Annotated in this window: 11 protein-coding genes; 4 read left to right on the forward strand and 7 right to left on the reverse strand. The window is 59.9% G+C overall.

What is annotated here, in order from left to right; translation table 11 throughout:
- Positions 1-78 precede the first annotated feature (78 nt).
- Positions 79-1,788, forward strand: coding sequence for an alginate export family protein (locus tag P792_RS27920; protein ID WP_023978610.1), 1,710 nt, complete (start codon positions 79-81; stop codon positions 1,786-1,788).
- A gap of 50 nt (positions 1,789-1,838) precedes the next feature.
- Positions 1,839-3,779, forward strand: coding sequence for an OPT family oligopeptide transporter (locus P792_RS27925; RefSeq protein ID WP_023978611.1), 1,941 nt, complete (start codon positions 1,839-1,841; stop codon positions 3,777-3,779).
- 161 nt (positions 3,780-3,940) lie between these two features.
- On the opposite strand, the gene P792_RS0119000 is transcribed toward P792_RS27925, so the two are convergent.
- The 3 genes from P792_RS0119000 to P792_RS36015 all read right to left on the reverse strand — a co-directional run bounded on the left by P792_RS0119000 (position 3,941) and on the right by P792_RS36015 (position 6,205).
- The gene (locus P792_RS0119000; protein ID WP_051395867.1) at positions 3,941-4,558 is read right to left on the reverse strand and encodes a hypothetical protein; all 618 of its coding nucleotides are present in this window, start codon (positions 4,556-4,558) and stop codon (positions 3,941-3,943) included.
- Positions 4,559-5,093: 535 nt separating this feature from the next.
- Positions 5,094-5,633 (reverse strand): cob(I)yrinic acid a,c-diamide adenosyltransferase, encoded by a 540-nt coding sequence (locus tag P792_RS27930; RefSeq protein WP_023978613.1) that lies wholly within the window; start codon positions 5,631-5,633, stop codon positions 5,094-5,096.
- On the reverse strand, positions 5,630-6,205 hold the full coding sequence (locus P792_RS36015; protein WP_023978614.1) for a DUF4142 domain-containing protein: 576 nt from the start codon (positions 6,203-6,205) through the stop codon (positions 5,630-5,632). Before P792_RS36015 ends, P792_RS27930 begins: the two co-directional genes overlap by 4 nt.
- A 115-nt stretch (positions 6,206-6,320) precedes the next feature.
- Between P792_RS36015 and P792_RS27940 the strand changes: the two genes are divergently transcribed.
- The gene (locus P792_RS27940; protein ID WP_023978615.1) at positions 6,321-6,689 is read left to right on the forward strand and encodes a DUF423 domain-containing protein; all 369 of its coding nucleotides are present in this window, start codon (positions 6,321-6,323) and stop codon (positions 6,687-6,689) included.
- On the opposite strand, the gene P792_RS27945 is transcribed toward P792_RS27940, so the two are convergent.
- Positions 6,662-6,973: a hypothetical protein gene (locus P792_RS27945; RefSeq protein ID WP_023978616.1), complete on the reverse strand. Its 312-nt coding sequence runs from the start codon at positions 6,971-6,973 to the stop codon at positions 6,662-6,664. The two genes, P792_RS27940 and P792_RS27945, sit on opposite strands and share 28 nt — an antisense overlap.
- A gap of 156 nt (positions 6,974-7,129) precedes the next feature.
- On the opposite strand from P792_RS27945, the gene P792_RS27950 reads away from it, so the two are divergent.
- Positions 7,130-7,678 (forward strand): co-chaperone YbbN, encoded by a 549-nt coding sequence (locus P792_RS27950; RefSeq protein ID WP_023978617.1) that lies wholly within the window; start codon positions 7,130-7,132, stop codon positions 7,676-7,678.
- 96 nt (positions 7,679-7,774) lie between these two features.
- Here P792_RS27950 and P792_RS27955 read toward each other — a convergent pair whose 3' ends face one another.
- The 3 genes from P792_RS27955 to P792_RS27965 all read right to left on the reverse strand — a co-directional run bounded on the left by P792_RS27955 (position 7,775) and on the right by P792_RS27965 (position 11,986).
- Positions 7,775-9,457, reverse strand: a complete 1,683-nt coding sequence (locus P792_RS27955; protein WP_023978618.1) for a M3 family oligoendopeptidase — start codon at positions 9,455-9,457, stop codon at positions 7,775-7,777.
- Between the two features lie 116 nt (positions 9,458-9,573).
- Positions 9,574-10,722 (reverse strand): pyridoxal phosphate-dependent aminotransferase, encoded by a 1,149-nt coding sequence (locus tag P792_RS27960; RefSeq protein ID WP_369794227.1) that lies wholly within the window; start codon positions 10,720-10,722, stop codon positions 9,574-9,576.
- A gap of 61 nt (positions 10,723-10,783) precedes the next feature.
- The gene (locus P792_RS27965) at positions 10,784-11,986 is read right to left on the reverse strand and encodes a pyridoxal phosphate-dependent aminotransferase (protein ID WP_023978620.1); all 1,203 of its coding nucleotides are present in this window, start codon (positions 11,984-11,986) and stop codon (positions 10,784-10,786) included.
- Positions 11,987-12,002: the final 16 nt, after the last annotated feature.

The raw sequence follows: 12,002 nt of genomic DNA on the forward strand, positions 1-12,002 counted from the left end.
GTGTTTTTATAGAAACACTTTGTATTTTCGTTTTATGCTGATACGCTGGGGAACCATCTTCCTCCGGAACGTTTCGTCATGCGCCCATATCCTGCCCTGCCTGCCCTGCTCCTGCTTGCAGGCTCGCTTCCCTGCGCCGCGCATGGCGAAACCATCAATCAGGTCAACACAGGCCGCACGGCGACGACCGCCCCATCGGTTTCACGCCAGACACCGCGGATTGATCCCACAGCGGCCGAGGAACAGGTGACGGTAAGCGGCACCAACCGACCCGAAATCCAGAACTTTCCCCATGCCGGGCCGGTGGGGCAGCCGCGACGCGTGACCCCGCTTCAAAACCGCCCCCCGCACGGGACGCAGGGCGACTGGGGCGTTTTCACGCGGGGAAACGGTGAATCTGCCGGGTTCGGCCCGATAGGCCGCTACGGTGTTGCCCCCTGGGCGGAAGACTGGTCTTTCCTGCGCGACAGGAAGCGCCATGATGATCTGTTCGATGCCATCAAATACATCCCGCTCAATGCCAGTGGCCGTTGGTGGCTCAGCTTTTCCGGCGAAACCCGCCTGCGCAACTGGTCGGAGGAGACGCCGTTTCTCGGAACACGTGGCCCGGCAGGCTCAGGGCGATTTACCGTGCGCAACCTCTACGGTGCCGATCTTCATCTGGGCGAGCATGTGCGGTTCTTTGGCCAACTCGTGAATGGCGATGCGGCTGGCTGGGGCGGGTTTGGCTATAACACCACTTATCGCAAACGCCTCGACCTGCAACAGGGGTTTGTGGAACTGCGCTCCAGGCTTGCTGGCGCAAAAGCTGGAGTGATTGTGGGCCGCCAGCAGTTTCTCGATGCACCGTCCTATATTCTCTACAACCGTGAGACGCCCAACGTTCCCCTCTCCTGGAACGGTGTGCGTGGCTATGCCATCTGGCCGCGCCTGCGCGCAGATGTTTACGATTTCGTCGGCACGAATGTGACGTTCAACAAGATGTTCCATGACCGCGTCGACTGGAGCACGCGTCTGCACGGTATCGACGTCACTTGGGCACCGCCTTCCTTCTCTCTTGGGGCAGAGCGCGTGTCGTCCTTTCTGGACCTCTTCCTGATTGCGTTTCGCTTGGGCGGCAGTTCAGCGGCTCTCGCCTATAACCGGTCGACGCTCAACGGAACGACGGCACGTCAGGATTACGGATTTCGCTGGTATGGCGGCGCACCATCCTTCGAATTCTCAGTGGGTGGGCTCTATCAGGGGGGCAGTTTCGAACTGAACCGTAGCGGACAGAACCGCGCTGTCTCGGCCTACGCCTTCAATGCCATCGCAGGCTACCGCCATACGCCCTCGCCGCTGCATCCCTTCATCGGTGTGCAGGTTGATTTGTATTCTGGCGGTTCCTCAAGGAGCAATAACGGCACGATTGGCACCTACATCGCCCCATTCAATCCACAAACGAACTATCTCGATACCACGACCTATATTGCGCCCAGCAACCTCGTGAGTCTGTCGCCAGTCCTGCGCATCACGCCACGCAACTGGCTGAGCCTTCAGTTCAAGAGCCCCTTCTTCTGGCGTGAATCGACGGATGATGCTGTTTACGGTCCCTCGGGCGCTTACACGTTCAATAACCTGCATGGCGGGTTTATCGGTATCGTGCCGCAGGCCTCGCTGACGCTGCAGCTCAATCGTCACCTCACATGGACACAATATGGGGCGCGCTTCATCGGCTCGGACGGGCTGCGCGCAGCCGGTGGCAAGAGCGGAAGTTACTACCAGTCCAACTTCGTCTTTCGTTTCTGATCGCTTCGTCGTAGGACCAGTTCCTTACGACATCGACACAGAGAGACAGCATGAGCAAGGCGACACGGGAATTAACCATAAGAGGACTCATTCTCGGCGCTCTGATCACGGTCATCTTCACCGCGTCCAATGTCTATCTTGGCCTCAAGATCGGCCTGACCTTTGCCTCATCCATTCCGGCGACCGTTATATCGATGGCCGTTCTGCGGGCTCTCGGTGGCAGCACGATTCTGGAAAACAATCTGGTCCAGACACAGGCTTCGGCAGCGGGAACGTTGAGCTGCGTGTTTGCCACCATCCCCGGTCTGGTCATGATCGGGTTCTGGGGCGGCTTTCCGTTCTGGCAGAGCTTCTTCATTACCCTGCTCGGCGGCGCGACGGGTGTCCTGTTCACAATCCCCCTGCGCCGCGCATTGGTCACCCATAGCGCCCTGCCCTACCCCGAAGGCGTCGCCTGCGCCGAGATCCTGCGCGTTGCGTCTCCGGAAGGGAACCAGCAGGCGCTCAGATCCCTGATCCGCGGCAGCGTGCTTGCTGCCGTTGTGACCTTCATGAGCACAGGCTTGCGCGTGATGCAGGATGGCTGGAGCCTGACGCTCAGTCTCGGTCAGTCCATCTTCCGCCTGCAGGGGGCGTACTCCTTTGCGCTGATTGGCACGGGCTATCTGGTCGGGCTGACGGGTGGGCTTGCCATGCTGGGTGGCGTTGTGCTGGGCTGGGGAATTGCCGTGCCCTGGCTCACGGCCATTCTGCCCCACCCGGCTGGCGTTTCAGCGACCGATTTCGCGACAGGGATATGGGTACACAAGGTGCGTTTCATGGGCGCTGGCACAATCGCCATCGCGGCACTCTGGACCGTCGGCTCCCTGCTTGGTCCCGTCGCGCGTGGCCTGAGGGAAGCCTTTTCTGGCACGCATCGCCAGACGCTGGACGAGACGGACCGTGACCTGCCCCCCACTGTCATGAACATCCTGCTCGCAGCGCTCATTCTCGGACTGGGCGCTCTGTTCACGCTCTTCCTGTGGCCGGTCACACCGCATGATTTCCTGCTGGTCGTCATGCTGGCTCTGGGCCTCGCTGCCTGTCTGTTCATCGGTTTTCTTGTAGCCAGCGCCTGCGGCTACATGGCCGGGATTATCGGGTCTTCCTCCTCTCCCATCTCCGGCATCTCGATCATCAGTGTCGTGGCGCTCTGCATGGCCCTGATGGGGCTCGAGGCCCTTCATCTGGTGCCGGACGCACTCTCGGCCCATGACCAGCACATCGCCATCGCCTATATCCTGTTCGTACTTACGGCCCTCACAGGCTCGGCCGCGATTTCAAACGATAATCTGCAGGATTTGAAAACCGGCCAGCTTGTCGGTGCCTCTCCCTGGAAGCAGGAAGTCGTGCTGCTGGTTGGCTGCGTGGTGGGCGCCCTGATCATCCCGCCCGTGTTGAACGTGCTATATCAGGCCTATGGTTTTGTCGGCACAATGCCTCGTCCGGACATGGATCCCACACGCGCCCTCGCCGCACCGCAGCCCGCCCTTATGGTCGATCTGGCGCGCGGCATTCTGCTGCGTAACCTTGACTGGACCATGATCCTGATCGGCGCTGCGATTGGCGCGGCCCTGATCGTGATCGACCGCCTGTTCAGGCTGCGTAACCTTGCCCTGCCGCCGCTGGCTGTCGGCATGGGCATCTACCTCCCTGCCGATGTATCGGTCACTATCGCCATCGGCGCCGTTATCGGTCGGCTATTCGACAAGGCCCATCGTAATGACGTGCATGACGATGACAGTGCAGGCACGATGATTGCCTCCGGCTTCATCGTTGGTGAGAGCCTGATCGGTGTCGTGGTTGCCGTGCTGAGCGGCATGAGCGGCCACGGCGATCTCCTCGCGTTGCCGGTCGGCGCAGGCGCAGCACAAATCATCGGCCTTGTCGTGTTTGCAGCAAGCCTGGTCTGGTTTGCGCGTCAGCTGGCGCAGTCCCGCAAGCCCGGATAACGGACGGGCCTGCTACAGGCCTGAGGCGCAAGCAAGGCCTGGTCCGAGCGTCGCGCATCTCGTTGCCTCACCCTCAGGCCCCATAGCCCCAAAACAGATTAGCCGGGCTTGTCGCCCGGCCAATTCGAACATCCTGCCCGGCAGGTGCGGTGCTTGCTGCCTCAGTCTTTCCACCACTGAACCGGCTCAGGCTCATTGGAAGGATCAACGGGCGGCCGGACCTTGGGCGGACGACCAGGCCCGCGAGTCTTCCTGACACCTTCCGCGCCCGAAAGTGCAACGCGCTCAACAGCCATTTTGGGTGCCGGTGCCTGCTCGCGCAGGCGCTCGACCATAACCTGAGAGTCGAGCAGCGCCTGCTCGATATCGGCACAGCGCGTCTTGAGTTCCTTGACATGCAGTTTTTCGTGCACGAGATGCGTCTCGAGCGTACGCAACTGTACCTGAGCGTCGCTCAGTTCCCTCTGGGCATCTTCTGCCCGGCGCTGTTCGAGTTTGACGAGGTTGCGCAGGCGATTGATCTCATCGCTCTGGTCATCGCTCGTCGCAGGCGCGGCACGCTGTGTCGTGCGTGATACCTGATGGTGCTCGACGACCACCTGCCCTTCCTGCACGAAACGACGGCGGCGCGGCTCGGGAGATGATTTGGTATGGGTGACATGACCGGGGCGCTTGCGATTATTGGCCCCCAGGCGTTCGAGAGCGAGGCGGAGAGAATCCTCGCTGATTTCGTTTTCTGTACGGTCGTCTTTACTTGATAAATCCGGGTTCATATCCACTTTATTTCGTCCGGTAGAAAGATATTACTTTTGCCATTACCTTGAAGTCATAATCCTGACGCAGGAGACAACTAGTCTCCCTGATAATTGCCGAGGCGTTCATATTTGCCTCTGCTCCTAGACCAATTATTTCCCGATGTCACCACGCGGAAAGTAATCCAACCTCGTTATTCGCGATTGCGTAACAAATACGGCTTTATGAAATACTTGGGCGAAAAACAGAAATGACGGGCTTCTATTACATCCCACAAGATGATTATGCCTACCGTCACATAGTTCGTCATAATAATGGATGCGATGACAGAAATTCACATTCCCGCGCAACCGAGGGCTTATGGCGTAACGGAACGACGCATATCACAGTTATTTGTTCCGTCATACCATTTGTTCGTCGCATGCGGTCAAATTCATCGGCGGTTCAACGGCAGGATGTGGGACCATCCACCCCACCCCGTCAGGGAGCAACGCGTGTGCACCGGGGCCAACTGCGCGAAGAACCTCACAGAACGCGCACAAGCTGGATCCGTGACACAATTCACACATGATGGCGCTGCCAGAGAACATCATTGCGCCCATCGTCATTGAGATGACGGGCGAGAACAAAAAAGTAGTCTGAAAGCCTGTTCAGAAACGCCGCTGCGCCAGCCAGTCGCGTCTGATCGAGCGAGACGATCCGCCGCTCGGCCCGTCGGGTGATCGTTCGGGCCAGATGCGCCCAACTCGATCCGGCACTCCCACCGGGCAGCACGAAACTCCTGAGTGGTTCCTGCCTTGCACGCAGCACCTCGATTTCTCGCTCCAGCCATCCAATCTGATCCGCCGCGAGCGCTTGCGGCATGTCGCGCCCTGGCATGCACAGAACGGCTCCAATATCGAACAGAATATTCTGCACCCGTGCGAGCTGTTCCTGACAGGCACCAGCAAGGCACACCAGACCGGTAGTTGCGTTGAGTTCGTCGAGGCAGCCCATGGCCTCGATCAACGGATCATCCTTGCGCACGCGCTCGCCATCGCCAAGGGATGTCATCCCGCCATCACCACCGCGCGTCACAATGCGATCGAGGCGTACACTCATCGATGAGTACCGGACCGGTGCTTGCGCGTTGCGAGTTGCGGCAGCCAGCTGAAGGCTGAGGAGATATAGCGCTGATCGAGCTTCTGCAGATCGGTCGCCGCTGCTTTCACATCACTGTCCTTGGTGGTGGTAAACACCGTCCCGATGGAAGCCTGATTGGCCTGCGCGTCGTCGCGTATCGCCTTCATATAGGCGCGATCGAACGCGAGGCCGTGCAGCTTTGACAGTCGGTCTCTCTTCTCCTGATCAGCGACCAGCACGGTGGTTGTAAGAGCAAGGTCATGCTTGCCTGCCAGCGTCGAGAGCGTCTTGCGATGGGCCTCATAATCCTTCAGCGCGTCCTGACCCAGCGTCTTCACATCGTTAGATCGGGCATGGTCGACGGTCAGCTTCGCCAGCGCGATCTGTGTCAGGTCATGCTCGTTCGCCTGCTGAAGGAAGGCGGCATCAGCCGTCGTGAAAGGCGGGGCCTTGTCAGGAAGAGGGGGCAGCTTCGGATAGGCCGGCGTGCAGGCACAAAGCGGCAAAAGTGCAAGACCGACACGCAGCTCTGGTCTCAATCCGAATTTCATGGGCGTTCCCTCTTTCTCGTTATCCCGGCGGTGCAACGCGCGTGGTAAAGGTTTGTTTTCCCGGTTGAACCGCGCAGTAATGAAGAGTGTGCTTCCCATGATAAGATGGCAACGTTTGATTCTGACCCTGGCAGGGCTGTCCGGCTGTGCCGGCGTCATGCTGGCTGCGCTCGATGCCCATCTGCCGGATACGCATTTCATTATCGGCGGCAGAGCCATGCTGGCACGAGGGGTCGAGATGCTCATGTGGCACGCCATCGCGCTTATGGGCATCGCCTTGAGCGGCTGGAACGATCTGCGCTGGGCGGCCTACCTCATGGCGCTCGGCATGGTCCTTTTTGTTGCCCCGGTGGTGATGCTGGCCCTGAACGGCCCAGCCCTCGGTTTCATTGCGCCCTGGGGCGGCACGCTCACGATGCTGTCCTGGCTGCTGCTCGCCGTACTGGCCTGGCGCTCTCAGCGCCGGAAACGCGACCACGCGTAAACCAGACCGGTCTGCACAGCCAAAGCCACAATGAAGCAGGCCATCATGATCCCGATCAGGATAAGCTGCTCACGCCCAAGGCTCGTATCAATACCCAGCAATGCATAGAGCTTCTGCCAGATTTGCGTTCCTGCAATGAACTGAACGCCGTGAGAGAGAAAGGGCACGAAACGAATCAGGCAGGCAAGGACGAGCGTCAGGCCGACAAGCCCGATGGTGCGCAGCAGGGTTGTGGTGATCGAGACCTCTGTGCCCGGGTCGCCTACTGGCTGGCGCTGTTTCATGATGCGTTCCTCGCTCTCTTGTATTCCCACGGGACAGGGAACATTTCATACTCTGTCAGACTTTCAACCCCCCGCCATCGGACAGGCGCTTTTATCTCCGGACCTCTGGTCCAACTGTCCTGCCCGAATGCCTCTGCCATCCGAAAGGCCCGCCTCGTGTTCCATCGCAAATTCGGTGTTTTGACGTCCCTTGCCCTCGGTCTCTCGACGCTTTCTGTGGCGGCCCCTGCCCTCACCAGCAACGTGGCTTATGCAGAGGACGGGCCACCCGCGCCGCCGGTGCTCGACAAGGATGTGCAGATCACCCCGGCGAAGGATGTCTATCCCGATATCGCACTGGCCAAAAAGCAGGTTGAGGAAGCCTTCGCCACAGCGGCCCGTACCAAGCGCAAGGTTCTGATCGACTTTGGCGGCAACTGGTGCCCTGACTGCCGCATGCTTGCTGGCATCTTCGAGCAGCCCGAAGTGGCACAGTGGCTCGAATCGCAATTCGTTGTCGTGCCGGTCAATGTCGGTCGCATCGACAAGAATCTCGACATCGCCAAGCAATACGGCGTGACCATTCACGAAGTACCCACAGTCCTGATCGTCACGCCGGGGCGCAAACTGCTCAATGCCGATGGGGCGAACACGCTGGGCAATGCGCGTGCCATGTCCACACAGGCCGTGCTCGACCTGCTTGATAAATGGAATCGCCGCGGCTGACGTGCCCGATCGCACCGACCTGCCCCGAACCACGAATGCCAAGGGGCTGGGTCGGCGCGATACCTGATCCGGCCGCGCCGGATCAGTGTGCCGGCGTCACATCATGAGCATCTGCTCGGCCTCGTGCACAATCTCAGCCAGAGCATCGTCCTCGAACGGTACAGTCAACCCGGCCTGACGCACGATGGTACAGAAAGCCTCGCTCCCGCCGACCTCGCAGAGGCCGCGATAAAGATCGAGCGCACGTGGTGCATCGACCTGGGCAATCAGCCAAATCTGCAACGCGACGCATAGCGCGAGCGTGTAATCGATATAATAGAACGGCGAATTATAGATGTGGCGCTGGGCCTGCCAGCGGCCGCCCTTGGCCGGATAGGCCAGATCGCCCCAATCACGCCAAGGCATGTATTGCTGTTCCAGACGCCGCCATGTTGCGTGGCGTTCCTGCGGTGTCATTTCCGGGTGGGCGTAAATCTCGTGCTGGAAATGATCCACACAGGCGCCATAGGGCAGGAAGCACAGGCTTTCGATCAGGTGCAGCCGGCGATAACGCTCGCCTGCCCCATCTTCCACCAACAAGTCGATTTCTGGCCAGGTCAGGAACTCCAGCCCCATCGAATGAATCTCGGCTGCCTCCATGGTGGGCCAGAGCATGTCAATTACCGGTTGTGTGCGGCTTTTCCAGTTCTGATAGGCGTGACCCATCTCATGGGTAAAGACGCCGATATCGCCATGTGTTCCGTTGAAATTGGCAAAGATGAATGGCGTACCCTGCGTGGAGAACGACGTACAGAAACCACCCCCGGCCTTCCCCCCGCGGTTTTTGAGATCGACATAATGGCGCTCGACCATTTCAGCGAAAAAAGCAGCCATTTCGCCGCTCTCATCGAGGCGCGAGAACATCTCGCGGGCACGGGTGATCATCAGATCATAATCGCCGGCCGGGGCCGGATTTCCCCTTGGATCGACTAGCGCCTCATCCCAGGCCCTCAGACTATCCCACCCCATTTCAAGCTGACGACGCTGCAGCAGGGCCTGAACCAGCGGTGTTACATGGGTGGCAATACGCTCGCGGAAACGGGCAACATCTGCCGCCGTATAATCCGTACGCCGCATACGGCGGTAACCTAGCTCGACATAGGAGTTGAAGCCGAGCGTCTGGGCCATCGCGACACGTACGCGCACCAGGTCGTCGAAGATCCGGTCCAGCGTCTCACCATTTGCTTCGTAAAAGCCCCAGCGCGCCGCTTCAGCCTCATGACGCGTGGCCCGATCCGACTCCTGCTGGAATGGCTCGATGCCGGAGAGGTTGTGCGTCTCGCCACGAAACGGAATCTCGGCCGTTGCGAGGAGCGCCGTGTACTCTGCGCAAAGACGGGCCTCTTCGGCCAGCATATTCTCGATACGCTCATCGAAGGTGGTGATATCGGCCTCCCACAAGGAAAGCACATGGGCAGAGAGATGCTTCGCGGTCTCTTCTTGCGACGCGAGGAGGCGCTTCTTGATATCGGTTTCAAGCCCGGTCGCGTAAGGCGTCAGCGTATCGGCATAGTCGCGAGCCGCCACATAATCGGCATTACGCGTATCCTGAGCGAAACGCAGTTCGACCAGCGCGGACCAGGATTCGTAGGCGCGGCGCTGCGTATCGAACAGTTCGATGGCCGCGGCGATATCACCGGATTCGAGTGTCTCGCCAATAACCGCGTAAGCCTTATCGAGGCTCTCCCGGCTTGGGGTAGGAAAATCAAGCGTATTGAATTCTGGAAAGGGTGTGATCATGGCTCATGGTCGCATCCCCCGAAGCACACGTCCAGACGGCGCCCCTTTGGCCAGAGCAGGTTTAATCCGCACCCGGTTTGACAACCCCTACGGCGATATTGCCCCCATAAGAATGGTCAGCCCAGCGTATCTAGAAAATGCGAAAGGCGCTGACAGGCTTCGCGCAGCATATCATCCGAGGCGGCGACGGAGAGACGGATGTGACCGGGCTGACCGAAGGCACTGCCCGGCACCACACTCACATGCGCCTCTTCCAGAAGCGCCTCAGCAAACGCGACATCATCGGTCAGAACACGCCCCTTGGCTGTCATCTTGCCCAGCGCTGCACCAATACCCGGAAACGCATAGAAAGCGCCCTCCGGCATGGCGCAGGAGACATGCTGCATGGCGCGCAGGGCAGTAACAACAATGTCGCGCCGCTGCTGATACACGTCGCGCATGGCAGCGCGTCGCGCTGCGGGTGTGGACAGTGCGGCCACTGCCCCCGCCTGCGCCAGCGTGCAGATGCCTGACGTCGCGTTGCTCTGTATGCTCGTCATGGCCTTGATCAAGGGCTGAGGCCCACCACAGAACCCGACACGCCATCCGGTCATGGCATAGGCCTTGGCCATGCCATTGATCGTCAGGATGCGGTTTTTCAGATCCGGCGCGACAGAAGCGAGAGACACATGACGGCGTCCGTCGAAAGTCAGATGCTCATAAATCTCATCGGCCATGACCAGAACATGCGGTGCGTCACGCAGCACGGCGGCGATCGCCTCCAGATCATCGCGTTCGAGAATGGCCCCGCTGGGATTGTTCGGGAAATTGAGAACAAGCCAGCGTGTGCGCGATGTGATCGCAGTGCGCAAAGCTTCGGCACGCAGTCGAAACCGATCGCTTTCGAGGCAGGGTACCGGCACCGCAACGCCACCCATCATCTGTGCGATGATCGGATAACTTACCCAATAGGGCACGGGAACAATCACCTCGTCGCCCGGGTCGATGGTTGCGGCAAACGCATTATAGATGAGTTGCTTGCCGCCATTGCCGATCAGGATTTCTTCCGGCGCGTAGCTCAGCCCGTTCTCGTCGAGGAATTTCTTCGCGACGGCTGCCTTGAGCGCGGGCTGCCCGCCAACGGGCGGATATTTCGTATCACCGCGCAGCCCCGCCTGATAGGCCGCCTCCACCGCCTCGGGCGGTGAAGGGAAATCGGGCTCGCCCAATGCGAGAGAAATCACATCCACACCCGCCGCACGCAGGGCGCGCGCCTTGGCGGACATGGCTATGGTGGCAGGCTGCGGCAGGCCGTGCAGGCGCTGCGCAAGACGAAAACTCACTGCTTCAGCTCAGAGAGGCGCAGAAGCGCTGGATACGGGTGCAAGCCTCGCGCAGACTCTCGGTATCGGTCGCATAAGAGATACGGAAATATCCAGGCGTCAGGAAGGCACTGCCATGAACAGCGGCGACACCCGTCTCCTCTAGCAGTTCAGTGACAAAGACCTCGTCATTCTCAATGACCTTGCCGGACGTTGTCTTCTTGCCGATCAGCCCCGCGATGGAGGGGAACACATAGAATGCGCCCTCTGGTCTTGTGCAGGTCAGACCCGGTGCCTGAGCCAGCATGGACAGAACCAGATCACGTCGGCCCTGATAGACAGATACCATCTCACCAATGAAATCCTGCGGCCCTGTCACGGCCTCAAGCGCTGCGGCCTGAGCGATAGAGCAAGGATTGCTCGTGCTCTGTCCCTGAAGCTTGATGAGCGCCTTGGTGAGTTCGACGGGTGCAGCCGAGAAACCGATGCGCCAGCCCGTCATGGCATAGGCCTTGGACACACCATTCATGGTCACCACGCGCTCGCGCAGCTTCGGCTCGACCTGCACCAGTGTCTTGCTCACATGGCCGTCATAGACCAGCTTGGCATAGATATCGTCGGTCAGCACCCAGATGCGCGGGTGATCGAGCAGCACGTCGCACAGCGCACGCAGATCGGCTTCAGAGTAAACCGCGCCGGTCGGGTTGCAGGGCGAGTTGAGCACCAGCCACTTGGTCTTGGGTGTGATCGCTGCACGAAGGGCTTCGGCGTCGAGCCGGAAGCCCTTCTCTGGCTTCGTCTGCACGATGACAGGCGTGCCATCGGCCAGCGCCACGATATCGGGATAGGAGACCCAGGCAGGTGCCGGGATGATCACCTCGTCCCCGGCATCGAGCGTGGCCGTGAACACGTCATAGATGACCTGCTTGCCGCCAGTGGAGACGACAATCTCCTCGGCCTTGTAATCAAGGCCGAAATCACGGTTCAGCCAGGCGGCAACCGCCTTTCGCAGCGGGGCCGTACCGGCGACGTCCGTGTAACGCGTCTCGCCACGGGCGATGGCGTTGCAGGCGGCCTGTTTGACGTTTTGCGGCGTGTCGAAATCCGGCTCACCGGCAGAGAGGCTGATAATGTCCCGCCCTGCTTCTTTCAGGGCCCGCGCTTTCTGCGTGATGGCGATCGTCTGGCTTGGGGAGATCCGGTTGAGCCGGGCAGCGATCAGGGACATATCTTCCTCCGGCTGG

It is taken from the genome of Asaia sp. SF2.1, assembly GCF_000505765.1.
Lineage (GTDB): Bacteria > Pseudomonadota > Alphaproteobacteria > Acetobacterales > Acetobacteraceae > Asaia > Asaia bogorensis.

Coding starts and splice junctions, on each gene's coding strand:
- P792_RS27955 (WP_023978618.1), bottom strand. CDS start 9,457: ATGATCACACCCTTTCCAGAATTCAATACGCTTGATTTTCCTACCCCA.
- P792_RS27930 (WP_023978613.1), bottom strand. CDS start 5,633: ATGAGTGTACGCCTCGATCGCATTGTGACGCGCGGTGGTGATGGCGGG.
- P792_RS27960 (WP_369794227.1), bottom strand. CDS start 10,722: ATGTCCGCCAAGGCGCGCGCCCTGCGTGCGGCGGGTGTGGATGTGATT.
- P792_RS27945 (WP_023978616.1), bottom strand. CDS start 6,973: ATGAAACAGCGCCAGCCAGTAGGCGACCCGGGCACAGAGGTCTCGATC.
- P792_RS27920 (WP_023978610.1), top strand. CDS start 79: ATGCGCCCATATCCTGCCCTGCCTGCCCTGCTCCTGCTTGCAGGCTCG.
- P792_RS36015 (WP_023978614.1), bottom strand. CDS start 6,205: ATGAAATTCGGATTGAGACCAGAGCTGCGTGTCGGTCTTGCACTTTTG.
- P792_RS27925 (WP_023978611.1), top strand. CDS start 1,839: ATGAGCAAGGCGACACGGGAATTAACCATAAGAGGACTCATTCTCGGC.
- P792_RS27965 (WP_023978620.1), bottom strand. CDS start 11,986: ATGTCCCTGATCGCTGCCCGGCTCAACCGGATCTCCCCAAGCCAGACG.